This is a genomic window from Arthrobacter sp. MDT2-3, assembly GCF_059090465.1.
Genome location: NZ_JBNHFS010000001.1, coordinates 612,818 through 629,624 on the forward strand (window position 1 = coordinate 612,818; position 16,807 = coordinate 629,624).

Sequence of the window (16,807 nt, forward strand, 5' to 3'; positions counted from 1 at the left end):
CGTATGTAGAAGGAGCAACAGGAATGCTCCATGACCTGCGCCGACGTCTCCATGTAGGGCCGCGCAGCGGCGTCCAGAAAGGGCAATGGATTTGCGAGATATGACAAGATGCAAGCGACAACGGTCGATGGGCCGGGCAGCGGGAGCCGGGGTGCTGGCGTTGGCTCTGCTGGCCGGAAGCGGGATTGCCGCCCAGGCGGCCCCCATCCCGTCCAGCAGTCCAACCGCCTCTCCCGGATCTTTCCAGGAAGTAAACCTGGCAGCGGATAGGACAGCGGACAACTTCTTTTACCGCATCCCAGCCCTGACGTACCTGGGCAACGGGGTGGTCTTGGCCGCGTGGGACGGCAGGCCCGGCAGCGCCGCCGACGCCCCTAACCCCAACTCCATTGTCCAGCGGCGCAGCACCAACGGCGGCCAGACCTGGGGCCCGGTGCAGGTTATCGCTGCCGGGCACGTGGCTGATGCGGCCGGCCCGAAGTACGGCTACAGCGACCCGTCCTACATTCACGACGCCGAGACCGGCAAGGTCTTCGCCTTCTTCGTCTACTCCAAGGACCAGGGTTTCGGCGGAAGCCAGTTCGGCAACAACGATGCCGACCGTAACGTTATTTCCTCCGCCGTCATTGAATCCACGGACGGTGGCCTCACCTGGAGCCAACCCCGGCTCATCACTGACGTCACCAAGCCCGGCACCAGCAAAACCAACCCGGTGGCCGGTGATGTCCGCTCCAACTTCGCCTCCTCAGGTGAAGGCATCCAGCTCAAATACGGCCCGCACAAGGGCCGGCTGATTCAGCAGTACGCAGGGGACATCCGCCAGGCGGACGGCACCAACAGGATCCAGGCCTACAGCGTCTACTCCGATGACCATGGTGCAACGTGGCACAAGGGCGCCAACGTGGGCGACCGGATGGACGAAAACAAAACCGTGGAACTCTCCGACGGGCGGGTGCTGCTGAACTCGCGGGACAACGCCAACCAGGGCTACCGAAAGATCGCGTACTCCACCGACGGCGGTGCCACCTATGGCCCGGTTACCCGGGACACCGAGCTGCCGGACCCGGCCAACAACGGCGCCATTGCCCGGATGTACCCGTCCGCCGCCCAAGGATCCGCCGAAGCGAAGAAGCTCATCTTCACCAACTCGAACTCAAAGACAGCCCGGGAAAACGTCTCTGCCCGGATTTCCTGTGACGACGGCGCCACCTGGCCCGGTGTGCGGACCATCCGCCCCGGCTTTTCCGCCTACTCCACAGTGACCCGGCTGGAAGACGGCAAATTCGGCGTCCTGTATGAGGCCAACTACACCGACAACATGCAGTTCGCGGCGTTCGACGACGCCTGGCTCAACTACGCCTGCGCCCCGCTGTCCGTACCCGCCGTCACCACCTCACCTGGCGCCACCCAACAAGTGCCCGTGACAGTAACCAACCAGGAAGCCGGGACGCTGTCCGGCGCCACCGCAACCGTCTACACGCCAACGGGCTGGTCCGCCACCACGGTGCCGGTGCCCGACGTCGCACCCGGCGCCTCGGTCACCGTAAACGTGGCCCTCACCGCACCGGCCAACGCCAGCGGCCCGCAAGACCTTAACGCCGCCTTCACCACGGGGGACCGCCGCGTATCCCAGTACACCTTCACCGCTACGGTGCCGGTCGCGCCCCAGGTGGGCTTGAACATCACGGGATCCGCACCTGCGCGCGACGTCGCAGCCAACCCCTACAAAGCCGGCGACGTGCTGACCTACACGTTCAACGTCAGAAGCACCGCGAGCGTCACCGCGAACTCGGTACCGGTCTCCGGCTCCTTCGACGCCGGCTTCCTGCCCCCGACCGCCCCGAACTGCCGGTACAACAATCTGGCTGCCGGTGCCAGCTACACGTGCACCACCGCCAAGCACACCATCACGGGAGAAGACATGACCCGGGGCTACTTCCTCCCCGAAGCCGTGTTCTCCGTGACAGCCAGCGCGACGCCCACGCTCACCAAAGCAGTGGCGTTCACCGGCCCTGCCGTGGCGCTGCGGGACGGGTTGCTCTCCGCAGACATCAAGGGCAGCCGCAATGACAGCGGCCGGGACCTGACCGTCCAGCCGTACGTTGCGGGCGAGGCGTTCCCCTACAAGTTCGATGTCACCAACACCAGCCCGTTAACAGAAAAGGTCGTTCCCACGGCCGGGAACTTCAGCCCGTTCGTCCCCGATGGGCCCGGTAACTGCCGCTACAGCGCCCTGCCGGCCGGACAGGCCTACACCTGCGCCACGCCCCGCCACACCGTCACTGCCGACGAAGCCGAGCAGGGCTTCTTCGTCCCCAACACCACTTGGGAAGTCAGCGCCACCGGCCAAACCACCCGCACGTACGCGGTGGACGGCGGCGAAGTGGACCTGAAGGTCCGCGACGCAAAACTTGAAGGCACCGTTGCCGCCGAATGGAAAGACACCGACGGCGACAAGTACGCCTCCGCAGGGGACACCGTCACGTACACCTACACCCTCGGTAACGCCGGCAACGTCCTGCTGACCGGTATCAGCGCCCCGGCGGCCGGCATCAGCCAAGAGCGCCTAACTGCTGGCGACAGCATCACGGCCACCCGCGACCACGTCCTGACAGCTGCGGACATCGCCGCGGGCAGGCTTGGCACCGTGACGTTTGAGGCCACCGGAACCAACGGATCCAGGGAAGCCACAACTACCGTGACCGGCGGCGGGACAGATCTGAACGTCCAGCCCGCACAGCCTGAAACAGATCCCGCCCTGACCATTCAGGAACTCGACGGGCAAACCGTACCATCCGACTTGGGAACCAGCGACAAGTACCGCAACGGACAAAAAGTCGTTTTGCACGGCCTCAAGTACGGGCAGTGGTACTACATCCACCTCAACAAGCACAGCTACCGCATCGGCTGGATCTTCCCTACCACCGATGACACCGTCGAATTCATCCTTCCGACAGATGTCCAGAACGGCCGCGACGACGTGGTGGTCCTGAACAAGGACGGCATACAGGTCTCCTTCGACCGCCTCCACGTCACACCGAAAGGATGACCAAGCAGCGCCCTTAAGGTTCCAGCACCACTAAGAGTTACAACAGAGACAGGAACAGCCGGAGGTCCCGCCGGCTGTTCCTCTCTGTGAGCGGCGAGGAGGTTTCCTTGCTCCAAAAGCTACTCCCCAGCCCAATGTCGTAACACCGATAACCAGCCATATGTTGGGCCAAGGAAAGCCGCTGGACTTCCCGGGACCGCGGTGCCACTATGGCCGCAGAGGCGGTCGCCGCTCGGCGAAATGGCCTAGCCGGATATTGGAGGGACAATGTCAGGGACAGTCGAACTGATCCTGAAGCAGTACCATCGCGCCCTTGACGCCGTGGTCTCCGGTAACTCCGCACCAATGAAAGAGCTGATTTCCAGGCGGGATGACGTCACGCTAGCCAATCCGCTCGGCCCGCCTGTTAGGGGCTGGGAAAACGTCGAGAAAACGATGGACCATGCGATTTCCCATTTCCGCGAGGGCGAGCCAACCCGGTTCGAGCGGATCTCAGAGTTTGTCGGAACCGAACTCGCCTACGTCGTTGAACTTGAACGGACGCGGGTGAAGATCGTTGGGTCCGACGAGCTGGTACCGATAGCCCTCAGGGTGACAACGATTTTCCACCTGGAAGACGGAGCTTGGAAGGTTCTCCACCGCCATGCCGATCCTATAACTGCTCCCAGATCGATCGAATCCATCGTCTCCAGTAACAAGAAGGAAATTGGGCCCTTAGATCCCTCTGGCTGAACAACTTCAGATCCTTTCGGAAGACGCTCACGCGGCCATTTTCGATTGCCGATAACGGATATTCAGTAAACTACGGCAAGAGGGGAGGCTCGGCGGGGGAGAGTGTTCCCGGCTGGCCTGGATTCGCGCAGGTACTGGTAGACCGTCTCCCTGCTAATCCCGTAATCGCGGGCAATGACGTTTTAAAATGCCGCTGCTGGCCCGCTGGACCAGCTCGTCTGCCCGTTCCGGCGTCAGGGTTCCGCCCCTGATACGCGCCGCGCTGCTTGGTTGGGGCAGTTCCATCCGTTGGCGTTCCCTGATGAGGGAGGGTTCGAATTCGGCAAAGGCGGCCATTACGGAGAGCATGAGGTTGGCCATGGGCGAGTTTGCACCGGTGACCCCAAGGTTCTGGTGCTTCGGCCTTGCCTGGAATTTGCCTTGAAGACCTCGCCGCCCGGGCGCTTAGGCCAACCTCCGACGGTTTATTGGGCAGCAGTCCTCTGAAGTGTCCTGGCAGAGGGAGTCAGGTCAGGCAGTGGCACTCATGAGCCACTCGGTGGCTTCTGTTCGTGACGTGAAAAAGCGTTTGGTACGCGATGTCTTGTTCACGGCCAAAACGAAGTTGGCGATGACTTTATCTACGGGTGAAGCGCCTAGTAGCGCAACGTGTGATGCCTGGCAGGGCCGGGCAAAGGCAGCACGTGCCCCGCGACTCACCCGGGACGTGGTGGCCATGTCTACCAGCAGTGGACGTTTAGCTTGTCCGCACAGCTCATTGACCACATGTATGGCTGCCTCAGCATCGCTGGTTCCGATGGCGGCGTTGCGTGCCCATGTCAGCTGAAGAATCCCGTGTTCGTCCAAGAACACTTCACTTTTACCCGACCCAACAGACGCCGTCACCTGTATCTCCCATGCTTTCTCTAAATCCGTTCACCAAATGTAAACCGAATGGATAAGAAACGGGTTTCACTGAATGTCCCGATCGCCGAGCTTTGCCTAACGCAGGTTGCCGTGGGCACTGCCAAGATGCCCTCAGCCACAAGGGATGCTCAAGATTCACGCAATTACTCCGGCGATTGGATTATACACTTCCATCGCCGGTCAATGCTTCCTACTCTGGTGAGGCAAGCTCGTCGAGGGGGACTTCTTGGTAAACGCTGACGCACTTTTGGTTGATAAAGAACATGCGGCCTTGCAGCAGATGGTCCTTCCGGCACCGGCGGAAACAGGGTACGGGGCAACTGACTGGACCGGCGATGCCCTGCTGACTCTTCCACATTCCGTTCACTTCGTAAGCGCGGACTGGCCTTGATCATGTTGACCGGCACCGAATACGCAGTCGCGGCTGCGGGGCCCTGTAATGGATCGAGTGATTCTTTTTTGATCCGCTGGAGTTCAGGGACCTCGGTTCGGCTTCACCGGCCACAGGCGGGGTGTCCCTTCCCGCTTTTCCAAGCAATCCCCCTACAGCATCTCCAGCTGCGCTTCGTCGTCTCGAACGTGAAGTACGCCAGCTCATCGCCGACCTTGCCGTTCTCAGAGTCGAGCGCCGGCAGCAGCTTTCCTCGAGCGGAGCGTGGGGGAGCATGGCCTTCGCCCAGGCGTGCGGTGAGGTTGACTAGGCTGATCCACGGCGGTCACGTCGTGGTTTCGTCGGGGGAATGTTTGTGGGAGATTTGCTGATGTCAGGTGAATACCTCGGGTCCCGGCTGACCGTTGGGATAGCCGGATCGTTCGGGACACTGTGGTACGCGTTCCTTGCCTTGGCCACTTCATCCCGAACGTCTGGGAGTGACATGGCCGGGCAGTCAGCGCCTAATTCTCTTACAGAGGATATGTTGAGGCGTGGGTTCAGGCGGGCGTGCAACAGCGACTATTCGGACATCGCCTTGAAGGCTCAACCAGCCGATGGCAGCGTGCTGTGCCTCTGCTAACGGCCGTGTTTCAGTGTGGTTCGATGACAATCTGGCATGGTCCGAGCGTTTCGACTCAAAGGACGAGGAAACTGTCCGCTGGTTAGAGGCGGCGCGGACCAGGGAAATCACTCTCATTAGCGGGAACTATCTCCTGATATCGGGGGCCGACGTCGATCCGACAGCCGCTGCCGATAAACGAACCTTGGTGATGGCCAAGATCCCCACTGTTTGAACCTAGGAAGGCACCGAGCGGCACGTTCTGCACACGACATGTACAGCGGCTGCCAGGAAAGTTCTCCACGTGCTTCGTACTGGACGGTGCCGGCTAACCGGCGGCGGGTTTGGTCTCGATGTAGTTGATGACCAGGAACTCTCCCGCCGGGACCAGTTCCACGTACCAGCGGGTCGGCTTGTCCAGGTCTTCCCAATTGCCCTGGCCGGCCACTACGGGGCGGTAGACGGCATCGAACTTCACGAACGTTCCGCTGTCTGTGGCGCTCGAATCGATCTCCTGCAACAGTTCGAACTTCCCCCGCCCGCTGCCCTCCGGCTCGGCAGAGCGGACCGATGTCAGGTTCTGCTGGTTCATCACCTTTACAGAGGTGAAGTATTGCTGCCAGGCCACGTCGCTGTGCGTGGTGAACAGGGTGGCCGAGTAGGCCTCCGCGTTCCTTGCGGCGAGCCGCTCAACACAGCTCTCAGGAACGGCTGTGCCTGGACTCCAGGCGGCGATCAACTCGGAACCGGCGTTGAACCAGCCGCTGTAAGCGTTCAGGACACTGCCGATCGTCTCGCGCGGGGTACCCAGGGGGATCCGGACCGGCGTTAGGTCGTTCTGGCCAACGAAGGGGCACTCCGGCGGAAGCACCGACACAGGCGTCGCCGGAGCGATATCCGGCAGAGGCGGCGGAGACGGGAACAGGCTGCAGCCGCTGATGCCGGACAGCAGCACAAGTGCGGCAGCCGCCGTCGTGATTTTTCTGCCGAGCCCACGCCTGACTGGAACTTTCATTACTTCTCCCCCAATTACGCCATCCTCATCCGGACGACGCTGACCATCCTACCGGGCGGTAGATAGGCTAACAGGGCGTATCGGGGTTGATCCCGTAAGGTGCTGCGGCGCCGCTTGCCGGCTGAGGCGTCGGCATTGGCGCCGACAAAGAGCAACCCGTCGCACCTATCCAGGTTCTCGGAGATCGCCTCGCCGAAGAGCCGCATTCGACGGCCTGGCAGACAGCGCGGGGCCACTTGCGGCCGCCGATCGGCCAGCCTCACCTGGCATGCGAAACTCGAAGCAACGATAGGCGTGGGGTCAGAATAGGGCCCTCTGGTTGCACGCAGCGCGAACCAGGGAAATCACTTGCATTAGCGGTGACTATCTCCTGATATCAGGGACTGACGTCGATCTGACCGCCGCTGACCATACGGACCTTGGTGAAGGCAAAGATCCTGCTGTTTAGACCCAAAAGTCCACTGGCGGTCCGTCGATTACATCCGGTCCGCCTTGACCGACTGAGCCAAGCAGAATTTCGAGGCTTCAGCTGTGTGCTTCTTGCGTCGATCTTGCGTGCCGCTTTACGGTCCGTTGAGCCTCAGGGGAATGCGGTGGTCTTGATTGAAGCTTGTCGTTTTGTTGCCGCTTCTCTGCTGGTCATTTGAGTTCCCGTTGAAACCATCAAAGTCAATAGGACTTAGTGAATTTGCGGGGGCATTATGGAAAGAATTGCTGCGCTGCAGCATATGGGCCGGTGGCGCCAATACGGCTCCGTTGTCGGGTTTGAACAGTGATCACGGTCATAATTCCGGCTCACAATGAGGCTGTGGGGATTGGCGATACTTTAAGTTCTCTCCGGTCCCAGACAATTACTCCTGACCGTGTGATTGTGGTTGCCGATAATTGCACCGATGCTACGGAAACGATCGCCCTGGCAGCGGGCGCCGAGGTGGTTCGAACAGTGGGTAACACCGATAAAAAGGCGGGAGCCCTTAACTTTGTGTTGGCGGACGTGCTGTCTGAGGCGGCTCCGGAGGACATGTTCCTGGTTCAAGACGCCGACTCTCAGCTTTCACGGGACTTTCTTGAGCGTTCGGCTGCCCATCTGAAGGCGGACTCGCGGCTGGGAGCCGTCGGTGGTGTTTTTCGTGGCGGCCGTGGCGGTGGTTTTGTAGGCCACTTGCAGCGCAATGAGTATGCGCGTTATGCGAGGGACGTGCGGCGGCTGCACGGAAAGTGTCTTGTTGTCACCGGAACTGCAGCGCTGTTCCGGGCGCGGACACTGCGGGATATCGTGACGGCACGACTGGATGGAACCCTGCCGCCGGGCAATGGCCGCGGTGGAGTCTACGACACCTCTGTCCTGACCGAGGATAACGAGCTCTCGTTCGCCTTGTTGACGCTGAAGTACAGGATCAAGTCGCCAGCGGACTGCACACTTGTCACCGAGGTCATGCCGACATGGCGGGAATTGTGGGCCCAGCGGCTGCGGTGGAAGCGCGGCGCCGTGGAGAACTGCGTTCAATACGGCTGGACAGCGGTCACCAGACCTTATTGGGGCCGGCAGGCGCTGACGGTTGTGGGCGTTGTGGTGACTCTGGCTTATCTGAGCACGATGGCGGTTGCACTGGCCACGGGGCAAGGGCTGCAGATTCAGCCCTTCTGGCTTGCCGTGACCGGTGTCTTCGTGATCGAACGGGTGGTGACCGTGCGGCACCGAGGATGGAAGTACATGCTCGCCGCCGCAACCATGTACGAGCTGGTGATCGACCTGTTCCTGCAGGTGGTCCACGCGAAGGCGTACGCAGATGCAGTCTTCAATAGAAAGAAAGCCTGGTAGAAAACCGATGTACAACAACCCTGCAATTCCAGCGGCAGCCGGGGCCGGCTCCGGCACCCTTGCAATGACCGGCGCCGGTGATCTGTTTTGGATCGCCCTCGCCGCGTTTGCGCTCCTGGCGCTTGGCCTTGCCGTCAAGCGGATCATCCCCGTGCGGGGCGCCAAGTCCTGACTACCGTCGCAGAAAAGAATGCCCGGTAACACAAGGAACGCAGGGCCGGTTCAGGCCCTGCGTTCCTGCTTGGTGCTCCCACTGACGGGCTGCCGTCACGTCACGACGGTGACCACATTTGAGCACCCAGCCGTGTCACAGATCTTGTAGGAGATAGTGCTTCCACCTTTTACGGTGTTGATGTAGCTGCCTGTGTTGGGAACGGATCGCCGTGTGTCGTTGACCCAGACCGTCACGTTGGTGCCCGTGGCGCCAGACCATTTGAGCGTAGTGGTGCTCATGGATTTGGCTTTGGTAGTAATAGCGCTCAGTTTGATGAACGATGCAGGAACCGGGGTGACTGTCCCGGCTGCAGGCACGAAGGAAAAGTCTCTGATAACCACACTTTCGGGCTTTACGTGGGCCGGATCACCGCCGCCTCCGCCGGTAACCCAAAGGTTGAAGTGGATCTGTTCCTTCGCGGGAACCGGAACGGTGGCACCTTCCAGAACAGTGCGCTTCAACAGCGTCCCGGCGAACCCTTCCCCCGAAAAAGTCTCGAACGTGAGCCGGCCGGGCTCCCAGACCATCCGGTGGGTGGAGATCGGGTTTGAGGTTACGTCGAAAACAATGGTGTTGTTGCCTTCCCCTGGGGCTTTGGTGGCGTCAAACCAATAACCGTGGGCCTGCGTGACTGGCCAGGACTCCCCGTAAGCGGCGCCGCCGCCCCACGCGGACGCCTCGCAAAGGTCAATTTCGTTGTACCCGGGCGCAGCCAAGGGGTCGTATGTGAAGAGGCAGCCCCAAACTACTTCCTTCTGCAGGGTAGTCAAGTCCTTTTCGATTGTGGCGCTGTAGGTCCCGTAGCCGAACCCCTGCCGGGTGGACTGGAATTCTGCCCCGGCCGGGGCCTCACCCGTTGGGTTGGTCAGGTTCATCGTGATGTGTCCGTTGGCATCGGGATTGCTGACGTTGGCGGCATCGAAAGCCTTGTTGTACATTGGCGCCCCGCCCCAGAAGCGTTTTTCCCAGTTGAACCCCTTCCAGCTGAAACTCCCGGCAGGGCCGGGATTGGGATCAAGAGGGGTGGTATCGGCTGCCTGGACCGCCGGCACACTGGCCAGCATGGCGACGGCGATCACTGCCGTGAGGACCAGTGGCTTTGCCCGGCGAAAGGGATGGAAGACAAAAAAGCGGGAATAAGTCATGCAACGCCCCTTATCGTATTGCTCCCAGCGAGCAATCATGCGCCCCCATTGAGCACAGCTTGATCTTCGTCCACCGCCACTGCCTAAGGCAATAGGTCCAGGCAGAAAAGTATTCACCCGAAAAAGAACCTCAGGATATGCTCAATATTTTTCCAAACCTCAAGGCCCGCTCAATGTGCACGAAAGACGGCAATTTCTGCTCAACCCATTCGGTAGGCTCGATAATGCATTCCGCTGCGCCGGAGGAAAAAGCCATCCGTCCGGCCAATGTCGCCGAATGAAATATGTACACATAAATAAAAGATGCGGGTGATGCATGGTGGAGCGCGGTATTGCCGTGGTGGTCGAGGACGACGACGATATCAGGTCGACCCTGACAGAGGTGCTGCAGCAGTCCGGGTTCGCTGTTTATTCAACATCTTCAGGCAGCGACGGAGTCGAAGCAGTCCGGGCCCACAAACCGGACATCATCACCATGGACGTTGGCCTGCCGGACTTTGACGGCATAGAAGCATCGCGGCGGATCCGAACGTTCACGGACGCCTACCTCATCATTGTCACGGGCCGCGTGGATGAGGCAGACGCCCTGATGGGCTTCGAGGCCGGGGCCGATGACTACCTCACCAAACCATTCCGACCCCGGGAGCTTCGAGCCCGGATTGCCGCCATGCTCCGTCGGCCACGGACCATGATCATCGCTCCCGCAGAACGGGCACCATCCCCAGGCCGCATCGTAGGGTCCGCACACCAACTACGTTCCTCCAGGCAAGCCCCAACCCCTGCCCCGATCCAACCCTCGGAAGCCGAACAGTACGTGGTGCCGGAGGCGGGCTCCTACGACTTCGTTCACAAAGATTTGACCCTTCACGAGGGTTCCCGTCTGGCAGCCATCAACGCTGTGCCAGTAGACCTTACCCGCACCCAGTTCGACCTGCTGCTGTTCCTGATGGAAAGCGGGCGGACGGTTCAAACCAAGGCGGACCTGGTGCGCCGGCTGCGCAACGAGCCCTTCAATACCGGTTCCCTGGTCAGCGCCGGTGAGGAGCGTGCTGTGGAAGTCCACATCGGCAACCTCCGCAAAAGGCTGGGCGACAGCTCCAACCACCCACGCTGGATCGAAACCGTACGCGGCGTGGGCTACCGTATGACACAGTAGCCGACCGGCTATCCCCGGCAACCCCCGATACAGGCCTGGAGCCCCCTGCCGCCGAAAGGGTTTGCCCCGACAGTCATCAGCACCGGCAGAGAGGCCCGCAAATGCGGCTTTATAAACAAGCTTTGGTGACCACGGCAGCGGGCGGAAGGTTGGAGGTAATGCCAGCGCTCATCCCTATGGTGGCGAAGGCAGAGATGCGAAAATTTTCTGCAGGCTGTAGTCGGTGAACATGGCCAGCAGCCTGGTGCCTGAACGACTGCAGCAATGCCCAGCAGTGCCCCGGCCTGCCGCCTGCCATCGCAGCCCTATTGCCCGGGTAGGTCAGAAGCCTGGAGTCACTTGTCTGCGCGCCGGATCAGCGTGTAGACGGGAAGGGTCAAAATCCAGGCGATTAAAGCAGCCACTGCCAGCGTTCCTGTGTATGTCAGCGCGAAGGAAAGCGTTGCAGGATCAGACATTAAGAGCCGTCTCCGGAGATAGTTGGGGAAGCCATTCGTTGCCTCGCTCCGTGAAGGGAAGAAGCGCAACGGCAGTGCATGCAGGTTGGCTGTGTTCCGACTGCAATTTCAGGTTTGATGCCAGCTCTACGCGTGCGGATATGATCGCGAGAGTATCGGAACGGGCCGGGGGATTCTTAATGACAGGTGCAGCAGGACGACTGGCTTTCAGCAACGACATCAGCCGTGACCTTGAACTGCTGGAGTACGGGCTCGACCCGTCCCTTGACTCACCATTGCTGCCCAACGCAGCCGTGATGGATGCGCTGCAGAACCTGGTCCGGTTGGCCACCCAGTTGTGCGGTGCACCGTTCGGTGTCGTGAACATCATCAGTGCAGGTCACCAGCACCAGATCGGGGCCTGGGGAGTGGACCCCGGGGTGTGCTCCCGTGAGGATTCCATGTGCGCCAAAGTTTTCCTGTCCCGGGAAAAGACGGTAGTTCCAGACGCCTCACGGGATCCCCGGTTTGCGGACAGCCCGTTTGTTACCGGTGAGATCGGCAGGGTCCGTTTCTACGCCTCGGTTCCCCTGGAAACGGAGTCCGGGTTTGTGCCGGGGACGTTGTGTGTCTTTTCCGAAGCTGCCCAGGAACTTAGCCCTGGGCAGGTGGACATGTTGGAGGTCCTCGCTAAACAGGTAGTGGAGCTTTTGGAGCTGCAGCACCGGACGGCCCAGCTCGACCGGGCATACCTTGAGCTGGAGGAAAGCAACGCCCGGCTCGCCGGGTTCGCCGGACGTGTCAGCCACGACCTGCGCACCCCGTTGACCACAATGCTGGGCTACCTGGAAATGCTGCAGGACGATCCCGAAATCCGCGCTGTCCCCGGTGCCGCAGACGATTTGGACAAGGTCGGCGCGTCCGGGCGCCGTATGCTCGCCATGCTCAGCGACGTCCTGAACTACTCCCGTGTTGGCGGCAAAATTCAGCCTGCCTACCTAAACGTCCAGACGGTGGCCAACGAAGTGATGCTGGACCTTGGCATATCCGACCAGAACATGGTGGACGTGCAGGATCTGACCGTATACGCCGACCGGGGGCAGCTGCGCACGTTGCTGCAGAACCTGCTGTCCAACGCGATGAACTACCGCAGCTCCCACCGGGAACTGCACATCCGTATCAGCGGAACCGCCAACTACCACGGGGCCACTATCTTCGTGGCGGACAACGGCAAGGGCATCGCCCCGGAAGACCGGGCGAAAGTCCTGGAACCCTTGGTGCGGCTCCAGCGCGAAGGCGACGGTGCCGGCACAGGCCTGGGCCTGGCCACATGCAGCACTATCGCGAAAGCCCACGGTGGCGAGCTCACCCTTTCAGAATCTCCGGGAGGCGGAACCACCGTCGCCGTCAGTTTCCCCGCTGGCTAAGCCGCCGAGCCTCCCGTCGTGGCGAGAACCAGACGGCGAGGTTCAAGAAACTTCCGCCGTCCGGTCACTTGTTACACGAACGGGCAAACTCGCCCCTGCTCCTGTGGCAGGAGCAGGGGCGAGTTACCAGGCTAGGAGATCCTGCGCTTGCGGAGCAGGAGGAGCCCGGCGCCCAGCAACAGCAGGGCGAACGGTACGAGCGAGATATCGATGCCGGTGTTGGCCAGAGCGCTGCCATTGGCGGTGGTGGTGCTGCGGTAGGAAGAGTCCGTGCCGATCACGCCGCCAACGGTGGTGGAACCAGCAGCCGCGATGAACGTGCCACGGTTACCGGAAGTGCCGGTGACCGTTGCCCCATCACTGGTCCCGTTGCCGTCGGTACCGCCGTCATCGGTGCCGGAGTTGCCGCCGGTGCCGGGATCAACAGTGCCGGTGCCCCCGGGTGCCCGGATCGACCGTTCCGTTGCCACCTGTACCGTTGTCAGGGTTTTCCGTGCCGGGGTTCCCGCTACCCGGGTCAGCGGCGACGTTTGCATCGGCGATGTCCCCGTCGGTAACACCAAGATTTCCAAGACGAAGGTCGACGACGGCTGCCGCTGCAAGATCGGTGGTGTTGCCTTGGTCGGACCCGCCCAGGATTCCGGTGCCCAGAGCGCCGTCCACAGCAGCGGTGAGGACAGACGCGGACGGGTCGTGCCCGGTGGTGGTTTTCGAGGCGTTTGCCGCGGTGCAGCCCAAGGCCAGCAGGCCGCCGGCAAAGAGGGTGCCAAGCAGCCCTCTGCGAAGGTTGGAATTCATGATCTGTGTCTCCTGACAAATAGTTGAGGTGCGGGCGCTGATCAGCTGCCCGTTAGGCCCGTATGCCGCCGATGAATGGCAGCAGGGGACTCAACTAGTCAGAAGAAGAACCGGGGTCGAATGACACCGGCACAGGAGCGTTCTCAGAAAGCTCACCGGCGCGGGAAGAGCCGGCCAAGGAAAGATGAAGGTCAAAGGGGCTCAGCCAGGCTGCTGAACCGGAGTCACCCGTGCGTGGACAGCCTCTACTCCAGCTTTACCGCGCTTTACGCTGCCTTCGACGACGTAACCGCCGCCATGACAAATGGCGAACGCCGGGACCTCTTTGCGGAAACAGCAAGGAAAACCTATCGCGTCGGACGCCCCGGCCCGGCCGCCTACCGATGAGCGCCTCCACTGCCGTATGAGGTACGCAGCGAAACGGAGGCCAAAAGCCCGCCTCATCCCTACAGCGGGTGAGGCGGGCTTTCTCTTGCTGGTCGGGTTGCGTGCAGTTGCCGGCCGCAGGGGTGACAGCTACTGCGCCGGCACCAAGTCTGCCAAGATGCGCTCCATTGTTTCTTCAATGCCTGCCTCAGAAGTCAGGGTAATTCCTGCCTCGTTTGCTTCGAGAGGCTCGAGGGTTTCCAGTTGTGAGGCGAGAAGGGATGTAGGCATGAAATGGCCCGGTCGTTGGACCAGCCGTTTTTCCAACACTGTGGGGTCCGCGCTCAACAGGATGAACCTGGTGGAGGGAGCGGCTGCGCGGATAGCGTCACGGTAGGCGCGTTTGAGTGCTGAACAGGCAACCACGATCCCGTGGGGGTGTTCGGCCGCGAGTTCTGCGCCGACCAGGCGAAGCCAGGGCCATCGGTCTTCATCGGTGAGCGGTATGCCAGCTGTCATTTTTTCGACGTTCGGCAAGGGGTGCAGGTCGTCAGCGTCCATGAAGGTGGCTCCGAGCCGGGCTGCCAGGGCAGCGCCGACCGCAGTCTTGCCTGCACCACACACGCCCATGACGACAAGAGGGCTATGCACTACAGCGCTCCCTGCTGTGCTGTTCCTGCGGGGATCGGAACCATCCGGGTCACTACGACAGGCCTTTCCAGCAGGCCTTCGAGGGAGGCGTTCAGGCGTTGGACCGGTTCACCTTCGCCATGGGCGTCCAGCAGCGCAGCTGATTCCCATTTCTCAATCATGAGGATCTGGTTGTTAGGGGCTTCATGGATCGCGTAGAGCAGGCAGCCGGGTTCCTGGTGCACTTCGCTGATTGCGGGGGAGAGGGCGGCGACGACCTTGTCGAAGGCGCCTTCCTTAGGGCTAAAAGCTGCAGTGACGACGATGGTCATCGTGAGGTTCTCCTAGTGTTACGGGTGCCGTGAGGGCGTGAGAGGGTCCTGGGGGCCGCGGCGCGGACCGGCGGTAATAGCACGTCGGTCCGCGCGAACATCCGCAGGGTTTTACTTGGATTCAGCTGAGAGCGGCGAGGTTTCCAGGGGCCGGGCTTTCAGTGGCTCCGGCAGCCCAGAGGAATGAGTGCCGGTGGATCAGGGTGCCGGAACCGCTTCAAAGGCAAGGGCCTCGGTTTCGCGGCGCAGTTCGAGGGCCTGGGCGAGCGAGTCGTCCATGATGACGTCTTCCCAGCGGACGATCCCGCCCTTGGCTACGTCATTGCGCAGTTCCACGTGGTGGGCCAGTGCGACCGGCAGTGCACCGGTAGTGACGGAGTGCTTCGCGGAAACGAGTTGGCCCCACACGGTGTATCCGCCTTCGCCGTCGAGGAATTCACCGGCTTTGAGGTCCTTCTTGGCGGTGGCGACAACGTCGCCGAAGAACCCGATGGGTGAACCCGTGGGGATTCCGCGGAGGACGGCGTTGGCGATGGATACGTTCAGCTCAAGGCCGACGTAGTGGTACGGGCGGTACAGGGCGGCGTACTGGCCGGTGGGGTCCGGATGCCAGGGGTATTCATTGAAGCAGCCGGAGACGTAGGCGTTCGTTGCCTTCACGACGACGAAAACGCCTTCCTGGGTGTTGTGGGGGATCCAGGTGCCGTCGCGCTTGACACTGGACATGACGTCGACGGTCCCTTCGTGTGCGAGGGCTCCTCCGACGTCGGCGGGGCGGCAGATTGAGGCGATTTCCTCAACGTCTCCGGGCGTGAAGGTCAGCCCGGTGTCAGAGGGGACCAGTCCTGCCCCGTTGGCGACGGCGGCCATTTCGATGGCGGCCTTGGTGCCGTCGCGGAAGGAGGTGTGCATGTTGGGGTTCAGCTGCCCGGAGTCGGTGAGCTCCTTGGAGAATTCCCAGTTCTCCCACACGTTGTCGGGGTTCATCTCGTGGTAGTGCTCGAGAAATTTGGCGCCCTTGCCGGCGCAGACGACGTCGAATCCGCTGGTGCGGGCCCAGTCGACGAGTTCCATGATGAGGGCCGGCTGGTCGCCGTAGGCCATGGAGTAGACAACGCCGGCGGCTTCTGCCCGCTTGGCCAGGGCGGGCCCTGCCAAGGCATCGGCTTCAACCGTGACCATGATGATGTGCTTTTTGGTTTCGATGGCACGCAGTGCATGCTTCACACCAACGATGGGGTTGCCGGTGGCTTCCACGATGATGTCGATGTCGACGTCGAAAAGCTCGTCCGCGTTGGCCACGATCGCCGTGGAGCGGTCCCTCAGGGCGGTTGCTATGTCGGGGGCGATCTGCTCTTTGGGCCATCCAACGAGATCGAAAGCACCTTCAGCGCGCTTGACGTTGATGTCTGCGATGGCGACGACGTGGATGCCCGGGATGTTGTTTGCCTGGGCCAGGTACATGGTCCCGTAGCGTCCGGCGCCGATCAGGCCGACCCGGATGGGCTTTCCGTCGGCTTCGCGCTGGGTCAGGAGATGGTGCAGATTCATGGGTTGCCTTTCAAGGGAGACGGCGCTGTTCCGGAAGGGATGCAGGCTGGTCTGGGATCAGCCGCAGCTTGTGGGGCTCTACTTTTCACCGTGCGGCTCTTCGCCATTGGTAGTGAGGCTGCAGACCAAGCGCAACCGAACTAAGGTAAAAGAAGTGGAACCGGTACACTTTTATGTCACAGGGGCAGGCCCAAGGTCAAGCCCTAGGCTGAAAAAGGTTCCAGATGTCCAGGAA

The 16,807-nt window shown here is 61.4% G+C and carries 19 protein-coding genes; 8 read left to right on the top strand and 11 right to left on the bottom strand.

Features of this window, described 5'->3' with window-relative positions:
- Positions 1-100: 100 nt before the first annotated feature.
- Both AC5RUQ_RS02805 and AC5RUQ_RS02810 read left to right on the top strand, forming a co-directional pair.
- A complete protein-coding gene (locus AC5RUQ_RS02805) occupies positions 101-3,049 on the top strand; it encodes an exo-alpha-sialidase (protein WP_493945881.1) in 2,949 nt (982 codons plus the stop codon).
- A gap of 267 nt (positions 3,050-3,316) precedes the next feature.
- Positions 3,317-3,781: a YybH family protein gene (locus AC5RUQ_RS02810; protein WP_493945882.1), complete on the top strand. Its 465-nt coding sequence runs from the start codon at positions 3,317-3,319 to the stop codon at positions 3,779-3,781.
- Between the two features lie 62 nt (positions 3,782-3,843).
- On the opposite strand, the gene AC5RUQ_RS02815 is transcribed toward AC5RUQ_RS02810, so the two are convergent.
- The 4 genes from AC5RUQ_RS02815 to AC5RUQ_RS02830 all read right to left on the bottom strand — a co-directional run bounded on the left by AC5RUQ_RS02815 (position 3,844) and on the right by AC5RUQ_RS02830 (position 6,694).
- On the bottom strand, positions 3,844-3,957 hold the full coding sequence (locus AC5RUQ_RS02815) for a hypothetical protein (protein ID WP_493946383.1): 114 nt from the start codon (positions 3,955-3,957) through the stop codon (positions 3,844-3,846).
- The gene (locus AC5RUQ_RS02820) at positions 3,935-4,141 is read right to left on the bottom strand and encodes a hypothetical protein (protein ID WP_493945883.1); all 207 of its coding nucleotides are present in this window, start codon (positions 4,139-4,141) and stop codon (positions 3,935-3,937) included. Before AC5RUQ_RS02820 ends, AC5RUQ_RS02815 begins: the two co-directional genes overlap by 23 nt.
- Positions 4,142-4,291: 150 nt before the next feature.
- A complete protein-coding gene (locus AC5RUQ_RS02825) occupies positions 4,292-4,666 on the bottom strand; it encodes a DUF7793 family protein (protein WP_493945884.1) in 375 nt (124 codons plus the stop codon).
- A gap of 1,341 nt (positions 4,667-6,007) precedes the next feature.
- A complete protein-coding gene (locus AC5RUQ_RS02830) occupies positions 6,008-6,694 on the bottom strand; it encodes a hypothetical protein (protein WP_493945885.1) in 687 nt (228 codons plus the stop codon).
- A gap of 772 nt (positions 6,695-7,466) precedes the next feature.
- Between AC5RUQ_RS02830 and AC5RUQ_RS02835 the strand changes: the two genes are divergently transcribed.
- Positions 7,467-8,516: a glycosyltransferase family 2 protein gene (locus AC5RUQ_RS02835; RefSeq protein ID WP_493945886.1), complete on the top strand. Its 1,050-nt coding sequence runs from the start codon at positions 7,467-7,469 to the stop codon at positions 8,514-8,516.
- A 7-nt stretch (positions 8,517-8,523) separates the two neighbouring features.
- Positions 8,524-8,688, top strand: a complete 165-nt coding sequence (locus AC5RUQ_RS02840) for a hypothetical protein (RefSeq protein ID WP_493945887.1) — start codon at positions 8,524-8,526, stop codon at positions 8,686-8,688.
- A gap of 95 nt (positions 8,689-8,783) precedes the next feature.
- Here AC5RUQ_RS02840 and AC5RUQ_RS02845 read toward each other — a convergent pair whose 3' ends face one another.
- Complete coding sequence (locus tag AC5RUQ_RS02845; protein ID WP_493945888.1) at positions 8,784-9,875, bottom strand: LamG domain-containing protein; 1,092 nt, start codon at positions 9,873-9,875, stop codon at positions 8,784-8,786.
- Between the two features lie 137 nt (positions 9,876-10,012).
- On the opposite strand from AC5RUQ_RS02845, the gene AC5RUQ_RS02850 reads away from it, so the two are divergent.
- Both AC5RUQ_RS02850 and AC5RUQ_RS02855 read left to right on the top strand, forming a co-directional pair.
- Positions 10,013-10,156 carry a hypothetical protein gene (locus AC5RUQ_RS02850; RefSeq protein ID WP_493945889.1) on the top strand — a complete coding sequence of 48 codons (144 nt, stop codon included), beginning with the start codon at positions 10,013-10,015 and terminating at the stop codon, positions 10,154-10,156.
- Between the two features lie 35 nt (positions 10,157-10,191).
- Positions 10,192-11,031, top strand: a complete 840-nt coding sequence (locus AC5RUQ_RS02855) for a response regulator transcription factor (protein ID WP_493945890.1) — start codon at positions 10,192-10,194, stop codon at positions 11,029-11,031.
- A 335-nt stretch (positions 11,032-11,366) separates the two neighbouring features.
- Here the strand turns inward: AC5RUQ_RS02855 and AC5RUQ_RS02860 are convergent, their stop codons facing one another.
- The gene (locus tag AC5RUQ_RS02860) at positions 11,367-11,489 is read right to left on the bottom strand and encodes a hypothetical protein (RefSeq protein WP_493945891.1); all 123 of its coding nucleotides are present in this window, start codon (positions 11,487-11,489) and stop codon (positions 11,367-11,369) included.
- 179 nt (positions 11,490-11,668) lie between these two features.
- On the opposite strand from AC5RUQ_RS02860, the gene AC5RUQ_RS02865 reads away from it, so the two are divergent.
- Positions 11,669-12,895 (top strand): sensor histidine kinase, encoded by a 1,227-nt coding sequence (locus tag AC5RUQ_RS02865; protein ID WP_493945892.1) that lies wholly within the window; start codon positions 11,669-11,671, stop codon positions 12,893-12,895.
- 131 nt (positions 12,896-13,026) lie between these two features.
- On the opposite strand, the gene AC5RUQ_RS02870 is transcribed toward AC5RUQ_RS02865, so the two are convergent.
- Both AC5RUQ_RS02870 and AC5RUQ_RS02875 read right to left on the bottom strand, forming a co-directional pair.
- The gene (locus tag AC5RUQ_RS02870) at positions 13,027-13,365 is read right to left on the bottom strand and encodes a hypothetical protein (protein ID WP_493945893.1); all 339 of its coding nucleotides are present in this window, start codon (positions 13,363-13,365) and stop codon (positions 13,027-13,029) included.
- The gene (locus AC5RUQ_RS02875) at positions 13,316-13,693 is read right to left on the bottom strand and encodes a hypothetical protein (RefSeq protein ID WP_493945894.1); all 378 of its coding nucleotides are present in this window, start codon (positions 13,691-13,693) and stop codon (positions 13,316-13,318) included. Before AC5RUQ_RS02875 ends, AC5RUQ_RS02870 begins: the two co-directional genes overlap by 50 nt.
- 234 nt (positions 13,694-13,927) lie before the next feature.
- Here AC5RUQ_RS02875 and AC5RUQ_RS02880 point away from each other — a divergent pair, with 234 nt between their 5' ends.
- A complete protein-coding gene (locus AC5RUQ_RS02880) occupies positions 13,928-14,080 on the top strand; it encodes a hypothetical protein (RefSeq protein WP_493945895.1) in 153 nt (50 codons plus the stop codon).
- A gap of 129 nt (positions 14,081-14,209) precedes the next feature.
- On the opposite strand, the gene AC5RUQ_RS02885 is transcribed toward AC5RUQ_RS02880, so the two are convergent.
- The 3 genes from AC5RUQ_RS02885 to AC5RUQ_RS02895 all read right to left on the bottom strand — a co-directional run bounded on the left by AC5RUQ_RS02885 (position 14,210) and on the right by AC5RUQ_RS02895 (position 16,572).
- Positions 14,210-14,710: a gluconokinase gene (locus tag AC5RUQ_RS02885; RefSeq protein WP_493945896.1), complete on the bottom strand. Its 501-nt coding sequence runs from the start codon at positions 14,708-14,710 to the stop codon at positions 14,210-14,212.
- Positions 14,710-15,021, bottom strand: a complete 312-nt coding sequence (locus tag AC5RUQ_RS02890; protein ID WP_493945897.1) for a putative quinol monooxygenase — start codon at positions 15,019-15,021, stop codon at positions 14,710-14,712. Before AC5RUQ_RS02890 ends, AC5RUQ_RS02885 begins: the two co-directional genes overlap by 1 nt.
- Positions 15,022-15,219: 198 nt before the next feature.
- Positions 15,220-16,572 carry an NAD(P)H-dependent oxidoreductase gene (locus tag AC5RUQ_RS02895; protein WP_493945898.1) on the bottom strand — a complete coding sequence of 451 codons (1,353 nt, stop codon included), beginning with the start codon at positions 16,570-16,572 and terminating at the stop codon, positions 15,220-15,222.
- Positions 16,573-16,807 lie beyond the last annotated feature (235 nt).

Coding starts and splice junctions, on each gene's coding strand:
- AC5RUQ_RS02810 (WP_493945882.1), top strand. CDS start 3,317: ATGTCAGGGACAGTCGAACTGATCCTGAAGCAGTACCATCGCGCCCTT.
- AC5RUQ_RS02830 (WP_493945885.1), bottom strand. CDS start 6,694: ATGAAAGTTCCAGTCAGGCGTGGGCTCGGCAGAAAAATCACGACGGCG.
- AC5RUQ_RS02860 (WP_493945891.1), bottom strand. CDS start 11,489: ATGTCTGATCCTGCAACGCTTTCCTTCGCGCTGACATACACAGGAACG.
- AC5RUQ_RS02805 (WP_493945881.1), top strand. CDS start 101: ATGACAAGATGCAAGCGACAACGGTCGATGGGCCGGGCAGCGGGAGCC.
- AC5RUQ_RS02820 (WP_493945883.1), bottom strand. CDS start 4,141: ATGGCCAACCTCATGCTCTCCGTAATGGCCGCCTTTGCCGAATTCGAA.
- AC5RUQ_RS02895 (WP_493945898.1), bottom strand. CDS start 16,572: ATGAATCTGCACCATCTCCTGACCCAGCGCGAAGCCGACGGAAAGCCC.
- AC5RUQ_RS02840 (WP_493945887.1), top strand. CDS start 8,524: ATGTACAACAACCCTGCAATTCCAGCGGCAGCCGGGGCCGGCTCCGGC.
- AC5RUQ_RS02850 (WP_493945889.1), top strand. CDS start 10,013: ATGCTCAATATTTTTCCAAACCTCAAGGCCCGCTCAATGTGCACGAAA.
- AC5RUQ_RS02865 (WP_493945892.1), top strand. CDS start 11,669: ATGACAGGTGCAGCAGGACGACTGGCTTTCAGCAACGACATCAGCCGT.
- AC5RUQ_RS02890 (WP_493945897.1), bottom strand. CDS start 15,021: ATGACCATCGTCGTCACTGCAGCTTTTAGCCCTAAGGAAGGCGCCTTC.
- AC5RUQ_RS02845 (WP_493945888.1), bottom strand. CDS start 9,875: ATGACTTATTCCCGCTTTTTTGTCTTCCATCCCTTTCGCCGGGCAAAG.
- AC5RUQ_RS02855 (WP_493945890.1), top strand. CDS start 10,192: ATGGTGGAGCGCGGTATTGCCGTGGTGGTCGAGGACGACGACGATATC.
- AC5RUQ_RS02875 (WP_493945894.1), bottom strand. CDS start 13,693: ATGAATTCCAACCTTCGCAGAGGGCTGCTTGGCACCCTCTTTGCCGGC.